We start from the raw sequence: 14,528 nt of genomic DNA, 5'->3' as shown, positions 1-14,528 counted from the left end.
TCAGATTTCTTCACCAGCGAGAACCGCTGACAACCAAACAATCCTTTCACGAAGTCCCCATTTGATTCCAAACTTATCACCAAAAGCTAGTAGGAAGCGTAACCAAACTCTTGGATCTTTAATCACGAGTAAGACGGAATTTATGATTTTTTGAAGAAATCCTTTTACCAAGGTAAAAACTCTAGCAGGTCATCTTTTTGGATGGAAGAGACCTCAGTCGGAAAGATGGCAAGTCCGTCGGAGGTAACTCCTGCCCTTACGTCTCCACTGCCATTGAAACTCAGAGGAGAAAGATAAGTTTTATCGTTATTGGTTGTCTCTAATCGGACAGGGAAAAATTCAGTGAGCGAACCTTTCTTCTGTTTGGTGGTTGAATAAGGGAGTTTATAAGAAGGAATTTGATTTTGTCCAAATGATTTTCTTAAAAAAGGTTCGAGAAAGATTCTAGAACATGTTTGGACGCTGAAGGGATTTCCTGGCATTCCAAAAACAATGGTGTTTTTCCGTTTTCCAAACCAAATTGGTTTTCCTGGTTTGATCGCTGTTTTGTGAAAAATTAACTCAACACCTAATTTTTGTAATATGGAAGGAACAAGATCCAAACTACCCATAGAAACTCCACCCGAAAGAATGAGAATATCTGCCTCAAGTCCCTGTTGGATTTGATTTGTGATTTCGGATTCCGAATCTGGGACATGGGTTACAAGTTCCGGTTGGATTTTGTATTTGGACAAAATGGATGTGATGGTATAGGAATTGGAATCTCTGATTTGAAAAGGGAGTGGGGAAGTGTTGATAGGTACCACTTCGTTTCCTGTAGAAATGATATGAATTTTTGGTGGTTTGACGACTGTTAGTTTTTCTTTTCCTAAACTTGCCAAAACAGATATTTCGGATGTACCTATTTTAAGTCCTATAGATAAAACCAAATCTCCTTTTTTTAAGTCTTCCCCTTGTTTGGCGATATTTTGCCAAGGTTTGACATCCTTTATGGAAAAAGTCACTTGTTTTTGCCCATTGGATTCGGAAAGGATAGTGTCTTCGATTTTGATCACAACATCGAATCCATCGGGAACCGGGGCACCTGTCATGATACGGATGGTTTTTTCATTTGGTTCTAAATTTAAACTAGCTCCCGCCGAAAGTTCTCTTTGGTAGGGATATAATTGGTTTTCTGCATAATCTTTTGAACTAATGGCAAACCCATCCATCGCTGAACGATGAAAAGGTGGATAATCTCTATCTGCAAAAATTTCTGCTGCCAAAACTCGACCAAGAGCTTCGTTTATTGTGACGATTTCTTTGGGATAAGGTTTCGCTTCAGAAAGGATTTTCTCCAAAGCTGCCGCGTAAGAAATCAATGCCCTTCTCCTCGCATCATCTTTTTTGCATGAAAAATTGCCGGTAAAATGGCAGTCATACTTTCCTTTGCACCATTAGTACTTCCTGGAACAGTAACCACAATGGATTTTTTGATTTTTCCTGCAAGGGAACAAGATAACATGGCAAAGGGAGTTCTATCTTGTCCAAAAGAACGCATAACTTCTGCTACACCAGGAATTTCTTTATCTAATATTTGTTTGATGGAATCTGTTGTGTTGTCTCTTGGCCCAAGTCCTGTCCCACCCGTGGTGACGATGAGGTCTATGTTTTCACGGGCCCAAGCCGTGACTGTATTTTGAATTTCTTTTGGTTCATCAGGAACAATTTTAATTTCTAAAACTTCCACACCTTCTCCTGCTAGAAGTTCGGCAATAGCCTTTCCTGATCCATCTTCTTTTTTCCCAGCAAAACAAGAGTCCGAACATACTAAAATTTTTGCATTAGATCCTTTTGCGAATTTCGAAATTTGTGCATCAGTTTTTCCTCCTTTTTTATCGAGGAGTCGAACAGAAGTGATTTCGATTTCTTTATCAATTGGTTTTAATAGATCATAAATCACAAGTGCTGCTACTGTAACGCCCGTAAGGGCTTCCATTTCAATTCCTGTTTTGCCTATGGACTTGGCATTTGTTTGGATACGAATGGCATTTTTATCTTCTAAAATTTCAAACTGAATGGAAAAGGAATCAATGGGAACAGGATGGCAATGCGGAATGAGTTCTGAAGTTTTTTTGGAACCGAGTAGGGCTGCGGCCTTTGCCACACCAAACAAATCTCCTTTAGGAAGATTGTTTGATTTGACTCGTTTGATGGTTTCCGCGTTACAATATACAAACCCTTCTGCTTCTGCATAACGAAGGGTGGTTCTTTTTCCGGTAATATCATTCATTCCTATCCCTTATAAGGGTGATAGGATGGAAGAACAGTCATTTTTCCTACGTATACCATTTGGATTTTTTTTCGACAAACTCCAAGATTGGAACTTGGAGACAAAAGAGGGAAGTTACTCTCTGGGGTTACGGGCACCAAACCTACTAAAGGTGCTCGAACAGGTTGCGGAAGTTGTCGCCCAGAAGTGGGTAAAATTCTGAAAGAGTTGGCAAACTAGCCAGAATTTCGTTTTCCAATCCAAGATAACGATTGGTTCGAACCTCTGCTTTTTCCAGATTTACTTGATAATGAGACCTGGTCTCATTATTGTGGATTTAGTTACGAGGAGAGACATCGTTCGTGAAAGCAAAAACTTGGTATCAAATCCACATGGTTCTCGGAATTTTTGGAGCCAGTTTCCTTTTGGTTTTAGGCCTAACGGGCTCACTTCTTGTTTATGGAAAAGAACTGCAATCATTGACAGGTGCGCACTCGGTCGTAATCGAAAAAAACAGATTACCTTTGGATGATTTATACAAACGACTGTTAACTCAAATTCCACAAGGTTCGGTAGCAGGTTGGTTGTTGTCTGATTTGAATGACCAAGCGGATCAAGTTTGGTTTCATGATTTAGAAACTCCAAGTCGCGAATCTGTTTATTTGGTCAATCCATACAATGGAACTGTCATAGGAAAACTAAAAGAGAATCGAAGTGATAGTCTCTATGGGTTTTTGATCGTTTTGCATTATAGTCTTTTTATGGGTGGGGTGGGATATTTTTTAACCGGGTGCATCGCGTTTATTTATTTGTTTTTAGCAATAAGTGGGATCAAACTTTATAAAAGATTTTGGGTGAGTTTGTTTCGCCTTCGATGGAAAGAAAGTGCACAAATTCTTTTTTCCGACTTACATAAGTTTGTTGGAATCAATGCGATTTGGTTCCATTTGGTTTTGGCGATCACCGGCGGGTGGTGGAGTTTACGTGATACGGTGATTCAAAGGTATCCCGAAGAAAAGGTAGTTCACCATTTATGGAATTCCAATGATTCGGTTGATCAGTTGGTGGAAAAAACAAAAATTGAAATTCCAGGATTTCGATTAGGTTATGTTTCCTTTCCCCATCATTCCAAAGATGAACCGATAGGAATCTATGGGAATCGATTTGATTCTTCTGGATTGGAAAGCCGATACGGATCTTATATTCGTTATGATGTAAAATCCAAACAAATATTTGATCAAGTGGATATGTCAAAAGAAAGTTTTTTGAACCAAGTTTTAGATTCTTTTCGGCCACTTCATTTTGGAACCTTTGCGAATCATTTTAGTAAAGTAATTTGGGTGATCGGAGGACTAACTCCAGCAATACTTTCAATCAGTGGGCTAAGTATTTATTATATAAAGAGAAAGAATAAAAGGAGAAGAACCCAAAAGATTCCCTTGAGTTCTTCTGTTTGAATTTTAGTTTTTAATTATTGCCAACATTTACTTGGGTCGTAACAAACATAAGTGCCTTTGAATCTTTCGCAAGCTTCTTTAGCATTTTTTAAATCTGTTGTTCCGTAGTATGCGTTTGCGGGAATAAGGTATTTATGTTCTCCTTCTGTCGTATAAGCATAGGGGATCAGATCATTAATCCCATCCACTCCGTCGTAATGACAAGCAGCTACTTTATTCGTGACGGCACACGGACCACTCAGTCTTTCAACAACAATCTGAATGCCAATTGCATTTCCAATGGTTGTATAGGTTTGTTCCATATCTTTTTCCCATTCTGCTTGTTTTTCTAAATAAGCTGTAGAATATTCTCTGCAGAACAAATGTGGGCCATCTTTGATACTAAATCTATGGCTATACGCAACGTTTAAACCTAATCTTTGAGCTTCACTCATACTATTGGCATTGATTTGTTGTAAGGCGAGCATCGAAACCAGATCATCACTGGTAACTTTGTCTTTAGGATCAAACAAATCACATTGGAATACGCTTAGTCCTAATGTGATTAGAGTGAGTAGAGTTTTTATTTTTGTTTTAGTTTTCATAGGGTTCTCCAGAAATTCAAATTTTATAAGTTAACATAAATCCGTATGTTTTGGGTGCGCCGGGTACGGCTTGAAAAGTTCCATCGATGTACGAAGTGAAATAATATCGATCGTTGATATTATTCATGTAAAGATAGGCAGAGATGGTGTCGGTTTCGTATCCGACCCTTGCATTGATTACATAGTAAGGATCGCTATAAACAGTGTTATCTGCCGCAAAGTACATTTGTCCGACTGCTTGGAATTCACCTCGGAAAAAAATTCCATATTCATTTCTAAATTGTAGATAACTGACAATGTCGTATTTGGGAATGAAATGAACCCATTTGCCATTGAAGTCACGATTGAGAACTGAATCATAAAACTTGTTGAAGATCCCTTCCGTATAACCAGCAGAAAGTCCTAGTTTGGTATCTTTTTGTGGTTTGATGAATGTTTCTAATTCATAACCTCTAATTGTAACCATTTCCGCATTGAGATTGATGTATTGCGAAAGGTTGATGGCTCGCACCACGTGGAAGTTTTGTGTTTCTGTATAAAACTGCGTATATTTTAATCCAAATTTTCCTTTGAAAAATTCGGACTTAACCCCAGCTTCAATTGTATCGTTAATTTCTGGTTTGAATGCGGCCTTGTCAGGGATATTGACGACGGTGCTATAACCTGCATTTTTGTATCCGCGACTAAAACCTATAAAAAACATTAAGTTTTCGATCGGTTTATAATCAAAAATCATTCGGGATACATTGTAGTTGTAACGATTGTTAATTGTGTATGGGTCGGATAACACTAGTGTCTCGCCGAGTGGATTTCCTGAACGAGAAATCCCCACTGCTTGTTCGGTATGTGAAAGACGGCTTTCTTGTCTTTCTAATCGAGCACCTAAGGTTGCAGTAAATTTTTCAGCAAATGTATAACTATTGTGAGTATAAAAACTTACGTTTCGATCTTGTAGTCTTGAAAGGTTTTTCTCCCTGGTGGGGGCAGTAAGTCCAGGGAAATCATTAATCACATAAATTGGGGATCTGTGTTCTCTTGCTTGGTCTATATTTGTGACTTTACTGGAAGCATAAATTCCTGCTTTAAATTGCAGGGGATCATTTTTGTCTTTTGATTCAACGTAAACATCGTTTAGGAAAGTTGTGGCCTTCTCTACATAAATTGATCTGTTTTGGTCTACTGTCGTAAAATCAGAATCGGCAGTGATTGGGTCAATGTCCATCTTTCGAATAGCAGAAGCAGTTTTTAAATTGGTATGGGGTAGTTTAGTGGTTGTAGCTAAAGAGTAAGTATTTCCTGTTACATTACTTTTTCCTTCGTAGTCCCAGTATACTTTTCTATCTCCATTTACTCTGTTAACGTAAGTTCCATATAACTTAGAACAGTTGGCAGGCATTGCCACACATCCTTGTAATAGAGCTTTTTCTCTTTCGGATTTTGCCCCCAAATAATTAACTAAGTTGAGAGAGCCGTCATCAAAACTCTCTGCACTCACTTGTAAATCGGCTTCAAATATTTCATTAGGTGTGAAGAACAATCTAAATCGTCCTGCTTTTCCTTTCCTTCCATCGGGATGAGTTTTATAGATTTCAATGGGAATTTCGTAAGGGCGATTGTTTGGATAATAAAATCCTGTTATATTGGAAAGATATCCTTCACGTTCTGTTGATTTACCGGCGATTCCAAAATACAAAGTATCTTTGATGATGGGTGCATTGTAATAAGTTGAGATCTCTTGTTTTTTATAATTTCCAACATCGTAAGTAATTTTTCCTTCTGCTACATTTGTTGGTTTTTTGGTTCGAATCTCAACTACACCCCCTTGGAAGTTTTTTCCAAACAAAGTTGCTTGGCTTCCTCGGTACACTTCTATGTTTTCTAGTCCATATAACTCTGTGTTAAGTGCCACATTATCATTCAATGGAACTCCATCTAAAATCAAACCCACTGCTGGTTCACTGAAAGCAATACTTCGCATCCCACGAATATTAAAATAAGTAAAGTTACGCGATCCCGAATCAATGATGGAAAAATTGGGAACTTGTTTATCGATATCGTTTGTCCGGTTGATCCCTGCATCTTGGATTTCTTGTTCGTTCAAACGACTGATACTATTAGGTGTCCGAAGGATTTCTCTGTCCCTCGGATCCTTTTTGCCAGTCACACGAATCCCTTGTTCCACAGGTTTGGTTCCGGAATTGGAATCAGATCCAGTCCCTTCTTGTGTGCGGTCAGTTTTTTTCTCTAAGTTTTGCGCGTGAACTTTGGTTGTGAGTAGGGAGAGGAAACAGAAGAAAAGGATCGAATAGTAAAAATTTAGAACAATCAGCGAAAAAAAGGAGCGATTCTGTCTGATGGAGCGGTCATTTATATGAGATTGATTCTCAAAAATAAGGGCCATACGGCCAATCGTCCGTAAGATTCATTATTTGTCGACTTAAAAATGAGATAAAGACTCAAAATCATTACCTTGGGCTCTCCCTTAAAATGAGAAGGAAGGGGACTCGAAGTCTAAAATCACAAGTTTTGAGTCTAAAGTCTTATGAATCATTCTAACACAGTCGAAAGAAGTATTTATCAGACGGGATTACGTATCCTACTTGGAGCCTTTTTGGTTTTTGCGGGAGCAGGCCACCTAACATGGCATAGGACAGAGTTTTTAGCGCAAGTGCCCACTTGGTTACCGCTGAATGCTGATTTAGTGGTTCTTTTGTCAGGAGTGGTAGAAATCACTTTAGGATTGTCTTTGATTTTTCTGAAAAGCAAACAAGCTCAAGTTGGTTGGATTGTCGCTTTGTTTTTTGTTCTTATTTTTCCTGGCAACATCTCTCAGTATGTAAATGGAATCAGTGCTTTTGGATTGGATACAGATAGGGCCAGACTCATTCGTTTATTTTTCCAACCATTACTTGTGTATTGGGCCATTTGGAGTTGTGGGTCTTGGACCGATTATCAATCTAAGAGGAAAAGTTAATCTCATCACTCGAGTTACCATCCTGTATTGATTTTACTCTTTGATTGGTTTAAAGTTCTGAACTTACAACGAACTATAGTTTTTTTATACGGGATGGATTCGTATCCACACTTTTTATTTACTAAAAATAATTTCTATGTTCAATGATGAGGCATCGGTTAGAAACCACACGTATGCCTGCTTCTTCGGCTTTTTTTTCTGCTTCCGGATGTGAAATTCCCAATTGAAGCCAAATCACTTCGGTTCCCCCTAAACTTAAAATTTCATCGATGACTTCCGGAATTTTATCGGAACTGCGAAACACATCGATGAATTTCCTATCTTCTTTTGGAACATCCTTTAAACTTTTATAAATAGTAAATCCACCTACGTTATGTTCTTTGGGGTAGGTTCCTACCACTTCCCATCCTTTGTCTCGGATATAAACAGGGACATAGTGGCTTGGTTTTGATAAATCATTACTGAGCCCGTATACTGTAATTTTTTTATAAGACTGAAGGAGGGATTTGATCTCGGAATCGGCTACATTCATAGGAATAGGATAACATATATTGAATGTTTTGCAAGTGGGTAAATTACTGTTCTACGCAAATCAATTGCTGATTACTTAAATTACATGGATCGGGCGTCCAGCCTGCAGTAATATCTGCAATTACGGTGGAATTGCCTTGTCCCATAACTCCATTATAAGTTCCTAAATTGCTTGTCCATAAATTACAAGTATTACTAACGTTAGTTGTCCAGTTAGTGTTTAAGCCAGTCCAGTATTTGGAATTGACTGAAAATGTGTTTGTGAGTGTGGAAATAAATAACCCGCCTGAACTAGTCGTACCGATCGTACCAGCTGTCTGATAATAAGTTCGATTTGGTGCAAAAATCCAATCGATCTGACCATCTCCGATATTTGCACTCAAAGAAGCTCGTCTTGTCACTCCATCGACGACCATTGCTTTATAAGTTCCCGTACCAGGATAATTTGCATCTGTAGAACAAGATGTATCAAAGTTTACCGCACTTCCTGGATTTGGTGGGTATCCAGAATTCGATAGAAAAATTTTGCAAGGGTTACAGGAAACTGCGCAGGTAATCATTATGGAAGTGATGTCGGAATCTCTTATTAGACCTGCGCCGTTTGTAATCGTACAAAAAAGTCCTGTGGGTTGGTTCGTGATCGTCACTGCGTAGCTTGATCCTGTCGTTAGAACATTGGTGAATGAAAATTTTATACTATTGATGTCAATGGTCAAAGAATTACTTCCATTTAGCGAGAGTTTTAAACCCGAACTAGCTAATCCCGCGATGGAGCCTGATATTGAGTATGGTATAACTGTTGAAATATAGTCTTTTCCGCAAGTGGGGGATTTATCCTTTAATAGAATTTTGGAAATTTGAGTATTTTTAAAAGCTTTTGAGTTTGGGTCACAAAGATTGTCGGATTCTGCAATTTTACAATTGAATTCAAAAACAAATAACGTAAGAAGCAAAATCTGGAAAAATAAATATAGACGTATGTTTTTTGGGGAACTCATTGAAAAACCTTTTCAAATTGTATACTAATTGTCAATAAATTGCAATTATTATCAACTTTCTTCGATCGTTTATTTTATTGTCTTGAACGTTAGAATCTAAATAAGCCTTTCTAACTATGCAGCGAATCGATTTTCTGAAAAAACTTTCTTTCACGACTCTCCTTGTAGCTGGCATTCGAAACCAAACAGCTTCAGAACCAAATCTGAGGCCAATATCTGAAAATGCCCATAAAGACCAACTCCCCACCTATCCTATGGCGGGAGCAGAAAAAATCAAAAAGGAAATTGTTAGAAAAATTTACAAAGAAGGAATGGAGTTGGATACATTTCTAAAATTGTTTTCAGAAGAGCTAAAAACCCAGTTTCCAGTTTTAGAAAATACAGATACTTCCACTTATCGTTCGTTATACTGTGCTTCCATTCGTTCTGAGGTTTTGATTCTACTTGTCATTACACTCGTGGAAGTTTGGCAAAATCTTTGTCTACAATTTGGCTTAAAAGGTTATGGGAAAAAAGAATTCGAATCCGATTCCATTCAAATCCAAAATTCGATCCTTTCATTGGGAGAAAAATTGAAAATTGGCAATCACCCGCATTTTTTCTTGAAAACAAAAGAGGATTTGCCTTGGGGGCCATTGAAGGTTGACTACCTTGTTCCCTGGTTTGGCTCAAAGAAAACAGAATCCATACAATTTTTCCCTTTACCCCTAGGAATTGATTTTGAATTGGAAGAAACAAATTCATCCCAAAATTCGCCTGATACTACTTACGATTGGATTAATAGTGTTTTAAGTATTTTAAATCAGTTTCTAAGTCGCCTAAAAATGAATCGAGCCATATGGCACCAATACTCTGTTAGATTTTATTTTTTGAATTTTGCGGAACGAGAATTTTTAAAAAACCAAAATCAGAGAAACGGTATAACGAAAAATCAAAAATCTTTAGATTTACTAGGCATCCGGTATTCATCCTTTGTATCGGCAATCCAAACCATCAAAGAAAGAGCCTTTCATATGCAAAGTGGAGTGTATCATGGGATGGATCGGCAGAACCAACAAATGGTGGTATCATCTCTCGTTCAAGTGATCGGACAAATTTCAATCGTTACTGGTGGTGATAAGGATGTTTGTAAGAGATTACGTTTGGCGAATCATTATGGAGGGATTTTGACTGTGTCTACGGCGGCTATGGCAAGAGAATCCCTTCCTTTGATCGATGATGCATTGTCGGTTTTACAAAAAGAACGTAAAGTGTATTTTCCCTGAGACATAGAGGTCATTATGAAATTGAACAAGAATCCTAATTTGTCCACCGATTCAGAGAAAGAGGTTATCATTCAAAAACAAATCAATCAACTTCAAAAAGAAATATCTGATTGGGCTTCTAAAGAATCTAATCAACCGGAAGAGAAAAAGAGAATCCTGCTCCGTACGAATACAGAAACAAATTCTATCTATCATACAATCGTTGAAAAAACCGAAGCTAAAGCAGTGGAATCAAAACTTAAGTTTATTTCGCTTACATCTCAAAAGTTAAAAAGATTATCTGAGTTAGAACCGAATGAAACAACATTTCAAAAACAAACTTTTATGTTGAAGAAAGTTTTGGTTTATCTAGACATTTTATATCATATTTCAAAACGGTTATTCGTAATTTCTAAATCAAATTTATTCGGTAAACAAGTAGAATTACAATCGGAAGTGGACTCACTCATTCATGAAGTAGATCGAATTGCTTCGCAAGCAGAGTTTAATGATATGCGACTATTTGCTGGTGATTTTGCAAAGGATTCTAGGGTGGCTTCTTTGTGGATGATTCATCAATCCAAAGGGGAACTTTCCCGCGTTTGGATTGCCACTATGACATCTAAATCATTGGGTTTAACTACTGTTGAAGGAAATTATCTGACGTTATCAAATGCAAATTTGTTTCAAAAAAATATAGAAGAAGCAATAAATCGAATCAATGAAGAGAGACAACGAATACAATCTGTTCTTGATTGAGAATTGAAAATTGTGACTTGTTTTGTATAAATATTTCCGGGGAATCGCAGGTGTAAAAGATTGTCTGAGGAAACAATTTTATCATGAATCAATTAGAAAAAAAATTCTACGAAATGCGTAGTAAAAAGAACAATTCTACAGACGATTCGTTCGCCTTGTTTGATGCTTTAGAAACAGTTTCGATCGAAGATATGTTTGGTCGTTGGCATGGTTCCGGATTCCATACAGGACATACAATGGATGGAGCATTAGAAACCTTCAATTGGTATGGAAAAGAATTTGTGGATGCTGATAACGTGCATCCACTCGTATTTAAATCTTTTGGAAAAACTTTGTTTAAAGTAAATCCATCGATTATGCCTGTTCGGTTAGCAACTTTAGTTCCAACTACAAACTTATGGCCTTTACGTTATGTTTTTTTGTTAGTTCGATTTTTATTCCAAACATCAAAATCAAAAGCTCGAGTTCGTCGAATTGAGTTTCGAGGGAAACTTACCGCTGCAATGATCTATGACAATCTCCCTATCCATGACGTATTTAAAAAAGTAAATCAGGATACAATGTTTGGGTGTATGGACTATAAAGGAATGAAACAACCTTTCTTTTTTGTTTTAGAGAGAGATAAATAAAAACAACAAAACATTTTGTTTAGATTTATGTTTTGTTGTTTTTTTGTGAATGGTTAGTTTATTTTTCTAACCATTCAATTCCAATTTCCAAACTAGGAACGGACTTTAGTTCTACATTCCCTGTTTTGAGAGTTTGGTCATCAATGGAGATGGCTGCCAGTGCCGAGTTCGGAACCACTACGGCCATCTTTCTTAAAGATGAGTTACTTGCCTTTGGAAACCAGTTTACATTTACCCATTCCTGAGCAGAACGAGTCACTAATCCCATTCTTCTGGTATCCGCAAGCCATTTCCGAATATTATGTTTTTCGATAATGTTTAGAGCTTCATTTAAGATTTCTATATATTTTTCTTCGCTAAAATTGGGAGTCCACACAACTTCCAATAAATCTTTTTCTTTGATATAGTAAATACTACCAATGTCTGAGCGGAATTGGAGTTTGTGCGTGGTTTCATCTCTGTTAGAAATTGATGATTCATCCGAAACCAAACTTGTTTTGAATAAATCCACCATAGATATGAGTTTGTCGGCTGTGTTAGCAATGGCTGTGATTTTTTCAGCGAGTAAATCGCTACTTTCTGAATTACTAAAGGAAGACTGGCTAATGGAGGCAACCGAAGCCATCACTTCATTGGTTGCCGTTTTGTGTTCTGTCACCGCGTCTTTGATTTCTGTAGAACGTTCTTTGACAAAGAGTGCTTCTTTTAGCAGTTTGTTTTTTAGTTCTTTTTGTGAATTTACTGCGGAGTGGACTTCTGTAATTTTTTCAGAAATCGAATCGATGTTCCCGATGATTTCTTGGATTTCCATCGTAGTTTTTTCAATTCGTTCGCGACCCAAGGAAACATCATTTTGATTTTTTTTCATCAAAGAGTCGATCCCTTTCACCGCACCAGCAGTTCTTTCTGCAAGTTTGGAAACTTCTTCAGCAACAACAGCAAATCCTCTTCCTGCATCTCCCGCTCTTGCCGCTTCAATAGAAGCATTAAGAGCCAGCATATTCACTTGTTCACTGATTTTTGCGATGACATCAACAGTTTTAGAAATTTCAAGTGAACTATGAGAAAGGTTATCCATAGCTTCATTCATTGTGCGTAAGGTGTTTTTTCCTGCTTCTGCACGGTCGATTATGTTTTTGATGGAATCAAGTGTTCCTACAACATACTCACCCGTTTTGTCAATCGCCAAAGAAAGGTGATCCACTTCGCTGGTTAGATTGTTCATGCTGACAGAGTTGTTTTCCGCAATGTTTGAAATTGAAATAGCAACTCCAGATATTTCTTCTATGGAAGCAGACACTTCTTCTGTCGCAGCGGATTGGGATTGAAGGTTACTTGAAAAATCAAGTGTTACCAATTTCATTTCTTGTGAATCAGAAGATAAGGTATCTGCCGATGATTTGATATGTTGGATGAGTTCCCCTTGGGCTTGCAACATTCGATGGAAACCCGAATAGAACTCTGCAAATATATCGTTTTTTTCGTAAGAGAGTCGTGTTTGTAAATTCCCGAGCCCAACTTCTTTAAAAGCAAGTTCTAGTTTTCCAAATATTTTTCCGAACCAGGAACTTAAGGCAGAACCAAAGAGAAACCCGAATAGAACTAAGATTCCAAATTCAAAGCAGAGAACTATTGTTAAGTTATCTGCTTTTGTCTGTAATAACAGGTGTACACTTAAAAGTAATAAGAACCCGAAGGCCAAAAAGGAAAGGACGAAATAAGCTCTAAGTTTTGAATGCATACGATGATTTGATTCCAATGTTTTTGAAAACAAACGAGATGCTAGTCTAAAACTCGAAAACTAAAGATTTTGATTTCCGTTTTTCCAAAGATTGGTGCTTAGAAGCGACATAATACAAAACTAATCTAGTGGAAATTCTAATTGTGAGGCCACAAACTTCATGGTGGTTCTCCCATACCGTTTTTGAATTTCAGAAAGACTTTCCCTCAATCCTTCAAAAGCTTTTTTGTTTTTTTCTATCTGAATGTATGAGTGGATTTTGTTTTTATCAATTGTTTTGGATTCAGAAAAAAAACGAAGGCCTGATTTTGTGATCACCGAATCTTCAGTGTTGGTGGTTGCCACGACTTTTGATCTGTATGTTCGTGAATAAGAATCTGCGACGAGTGCTAAAGATACCTCATCGATACCATCATAGATGGGAATACCAAAAGTTTCATGGCTCCAAAGGAAAGTTAGATTTTTTGCTGCTGTAAGGTATGTTTTTCCATCAAAATAAAATTCATCTGTTTTATGAAAAGGACTCCAATCAGAAACTCCAAGTTCCGTCGCTAGTTCTTTTGCTTTTTTTGTTCCAACAATTGATTCCACCAATGCTAAGGTAATAGGAATGGATGCAGTCACTCCAGTTGTTGTGATGATCCTTTGGTCTTGAACATATCTTTTGTTTTGAATCCATTCTGTATCGGGAAATTTTTGGGATAATCCTTCTTTAGAATACCAGTGTCCCGTTGCTTTTTTGTTTTTTAAAAGTCGAGCAAAACCTAAAGTCCAGACTCCATCACAAATCCCAACAACTGTTGCACCTTTTTGATATTGTTTTTGAATCCACTCGGTGATGGTTTTGTTTTCTGAATTGTGGATAGCAGGAACAATAACTAAATCAGCACCTTCCGGATGAGATAAATCGAAGTCATTGATGGATGTTGTGATTTCTATGGACAGTGATGGGAACATATTCATGGTTCCTTTGTTAGGTGCTATTGGATAAAGATCGGCAATATTTGCACGTTTTAAAATTCCATAAGGAACAACAAAATCAGTAAGTTCTGTATATTGATTTTCTCCAATCACAACAACCACTGGTTTTTTATGATTTTTTTGTATCGGGATTTTTTCTAAATGATTGGTAAGTTCTGGTTCACCAAAGATTGGTAGAACAATTAGTACAATAGTAAATAGAAAAATAAGTCCCAAGAATTGTAGGCTAAATTGGTTTTTGGTATTGATTCTTGTTTTTCTGAAATTTTGAGAATTTTGATTCATACTAGAATTATCTTTGTCATTTCTCTTTTTGTCGTCCGTTAGGATACGGACGGACTAAAAACTGTTAGGGTTTTGTAAAAAAATAGACAACGGA

At 37.3% G+C, this 14,528-nt stretch carries 14 protein-coding genes; 5 read left to right on the top strand and 9 right to left on the bottom strand.

Features of this window, described 5'->3' with window-relative positions; all coding sequences use genetic code 11:
* The 3 genes from EHQ24_RS19265 to moaCB are packed head-to-tail and all read right to left on the bottom strand — an operon-like array spanning position 1 to position 2,272.
* Positions 1-171 (bottom strand): hypothetical protein, encoded by a 171-nt coding sequence (locus EHQ24_RS19265; RefSeq protein ID WP_167483088.1) that lies wholly within the window; start codon positions 169-171, stop codon positions 1-3.
* Positions 165-1,361: a molybdopterin molybdotransferase MoeA gene (locus EHQ24_RS16490; protein ID WP_135602718.1), complete on the bottom strand. Its 1,197-nt coding sequence runs from the start codon at positions 1,359-1,361 to the stop codon at positions 165-167. Before EHQ24_RS16490 ends, EHQ24_RS19265 begins: the two co-directional genes overlap by 7 nt.
* The gene (moaCB, locus tag EHQ24_RS16485) at positions 1,358-2,272 is read right to left on the bottom strand and encodes a bifunctional molybdenum cofactor biosynthesis protein MoaC/MoaB (RefSeq protein ID WP_135602717.1); all 915 of its coding nucleotides are present in this window, start codon (positions 2,270-2,272) and stop codon (positions 1,358-1,360) included. The genes EHQ24_RS16490 and moaCB overlap by 4 nt, the downstream gene beginning before the upstream one ends.
* A 341-nt stretch (positions 2,273-2,613) precedes the next feature.
* Between moaCB and EHQ24_RS16480 the strand changes: the two genes are divergently transcribed.
* A complete protein-coding gene (locus EHQ24_RS16480; protein WP_208725841.1) occupies positions 2,614-3,708 on the top strand; it encodes a PepSY-associated TM helix domain-containing protein in 1,095 nt (364 codons plus the stop codon).
* Positions 3,709-3,722: 14 nt separating this feature from the next.
* Here the strand turns inward: EHQ24_RS16480 and EHQ24_RS16475 are convergent, their stop codons facing one another.
* Positions 3,723-4,292: an LIC_11695 family lipoprotein gene (locus tag EHQ24_RS16475; protein WP_135602716.1), complete on the bottom strand. Its 570-nt coding sequence runs from the start codon at positions 4,290-4,292 to the stop codon at positions 3,723-3,725.
* Positions 4,293-4,308: 16 nt separating this feature from the next.
* Positions 4,309-6,693 (bottom strand): TonB-dependent receptor, encoded by a 2,385-nt coding sequence (locus EHQ24_RS16470; RefSeq protein WP_135602715.1) that lies wholly within the window; start codon positions 6,691-6,693, stop codon positions 4,309-4,311.
* A gap of 141 nt (positions 6,694-6,834) precedes the next feature.
* On the opposite strand from EHQ24_RS16470, the gene EHQ24_RS16465 reads away from it, so the two are divergent.
* Positions 6,835-7,266, top strand: a complete 432-nt coding sequence (locus tag EHQ24_RS16465; RefSeq protein ID WP_135602714.1) for a DoxX family protein — start codon at positions 6,835-6,837, stop codon at positions 7,264-7,266.
* A 121-nt stretch (positions 7,267-7,387) separates the two neighbouring features.
* Here the strand turns inward: EHQ24_RS16465 and EHQ24_RS16460 are convergent, their stop codons facing one another.
* Together EHQ24_RS16460 and EHQ24_RS16455 are read right to left on the bottom strand one after the other, a co-directional pair.
* Entirely contained in the window at positions 7,388-7,798 is a 411-nt protein-coding gene (locus EHQ24_RS16460) for a CoA-binding protein (protein ID WP_135602713.1), read from the bottom strand.
* 43 nt (positions 7,799-7,841) lie between these two features.
* On the bottom strand, positions 7,842-8,795 hold the full coding sequence (locus EHQ24_RS16455) for a DUF1554 domain-containing protein (RefSeq protein WP_135602712.1): 954 nt from the start codon (positions 8,793-8,795) through the stop codon (positions 7,842-7,844).
* A 116-nt stretch (positions 8,796-8,911) separates the two neighbouring features.
* Between EHQ24_RS16455 and EHQ24_RS16450 the strand changes: the two genes are divergently transcribed.
* The 3 genes from EHQ24_RS16450 (at position 8,912) to EHQ24_RS16440 (ending at position 11,427) form a co-directional block, all read left to right on the top strand.
* Complete coding sequence (locus EHQ24_RS16450; protein ID WP_135602711.1) at positions 8,912-10,060, top strand: hypothetical protein; 1,149 nt, start codon at positions 8,912-8,914, stop codon at positions 10,058-10,060.
* Between the two features lie 15 nt (positions 10,061-10,075).
* The gene (locus EHQ24_RS16445; protein ID WP_135602710.1) at positions 10,076-10,798 is read left to right on the top strand and encodes a flagellin family protein; all 723 of its coding nucleotides are present in this window, start codon (positions 10,076-10,078) and stop codon (positions 10,796-10,798) included.
* An 83-nt stretch (positions 10,799-10,881) separates the two neighbouring features.
* Positions 10,882-11,427, top strand: a complete 546-nt coding sequence (locus tag EHQ24_RS16440; RefSeq protein WP_135602709.1) for a DUF4334 domain-containing protein — start codon at positions 10,882-10,884, stop codon at positions 11,425-11,427.
* A 58-nt stretch (positions 11,428-11,485) separates the two neighbouring features.
* On the opposite strand, the gene EHQ24_RS16435 is transcribed toward EHQ24_RS16440, so the two are convergent.
* Both EHQ24_RS16435 and EHQ24_RS16430 read right to left on the bottom strand, forming a co-directional pair.
* Positions 11,486-13,168: a methyl-accepting chemotaxis protein gene (locus EHQ24_RS16435; protein WP_135602708.1), complete on the bottom strand. Its 1,683-nt coding sequence runs from the start codon at positions 13,166-13,168 to the stop codon at positions 11,486-11,488.
* Between the two features lie 120 nt (positions 13,169-13,288).
* Positions 13,289-14,434 carry an AraC family transcriptional regulator gene (locus tag EHQ24_RS16430; protein ID WP_135602707.1) on the bottom strand — a complete coding sequence of 382 codons (1,146 nt, stop codon included), beginning with the start codon at positions 14,432-14,434 and terminating at the stop codon, positions 13,289-13,291.
* Positions 14,435-14,528 lie beyond the last annotated feature (94 nt).

Origin of the sequence: Leptospira noumeaensis, assembly GCF_004770765.1 — a bacterium.
In the GTDB taxonomy this organism is placed as follows: Bacteria; Spirochaetota; Leptospiria; order Leptospirales; family Leptospiraceae; genus Leptospira_A; species Leptospira_A noumeaensis.
Note: the sequence above shows the minus strand (reverse complement) of the source record. Positions and strands in the feature narration are given on the sequence as shown.

What these genes read in the sequence shown, in the direction of transcription:
- moaCB (WP_135602717.1), bottom strand. Translation starts at nt 2,272, where the DNA reads ATGAATGATATTACCGGAAAAAGAACCACCCTTCGTTATGCAGAAGCA.
- EHQ24_RS16475 (WP_135602716.1), bottom strand. Translation starts at nt 4,292, where the DNA reads ATGAAAACTAAAACAAAAATAAAAACTCTACTCACTCTAATCACATTA.
- EHQ24_RS16470 (WP_135602715.1), bottom strand. Translation starts at nt 6,693, where the DNA reads ATGGCCCTTATTTTTGAGAATCAATCTCATATAAATGACCGCTCCATC.
- EHQ24_RS16465 (WP_135602714.1), top strand. Translation starts at nt 6,835, where the DNA reads ATGAATCATTCTAACACAGTCGAAAGAAGTATTTATCAGACGGGATTA.
- EHQ24_RS16460 (WP_135602713.1), bottom strand. Translation starts at nt 7,798, where the DNA reads ATGAATGTAGCCGATTCCGAGATCAAATCCCTCCTTCAGTCTTATAAA.
- EHQ24_RS16455 (WP_135602712.1), bottom strand. Translation starts at nt 8,795, where the DNA reads ATGAGTTCCCCAAAAAACATACGTCTATATTTATTTTTCCAGATTTTG.
- EHQ24_RS16450 (WP_135602711.1), top strand. Translation starts at nt 8,912, where the DNA reads ATGCAGCGAATCGATTTTCTGAAAAAACTTTCTTTCACGACTCTCCTT.
- EHQ24_RS16445 (WP_135602710.1), top strand. Translation starts at nt 10,076, where the DNA reads ATGAAATTGAACAAGAATCCTAATTTGTCCACCGATTCAGAGAAAGAG.
- EHQ24_RS16440 (WP_135602709.1), top strand. Translation starts at nt 10,882, where the DNA reads ATGAATCAATTAGAAAAAAAATTCTACGAAATGCGTAGTAAAAAGAAC.
- EHQ24_RS16435 (WP_135602708.1), bottom strand. Translation starts at nt 13,168, where the DNA reads ATGCATTCAAAACTTAGAGCTTATTTCGTCCTTTCCTTTTTGGCCTTC.
- EHQ24_RS16430 (WP_135602707.1), bottom strand. Translation starts at nt 14,434, where the DNA reads ATGAATCAAAATTCTCAAAATTTCAGAAAAACAAGAATCAATACCAAA.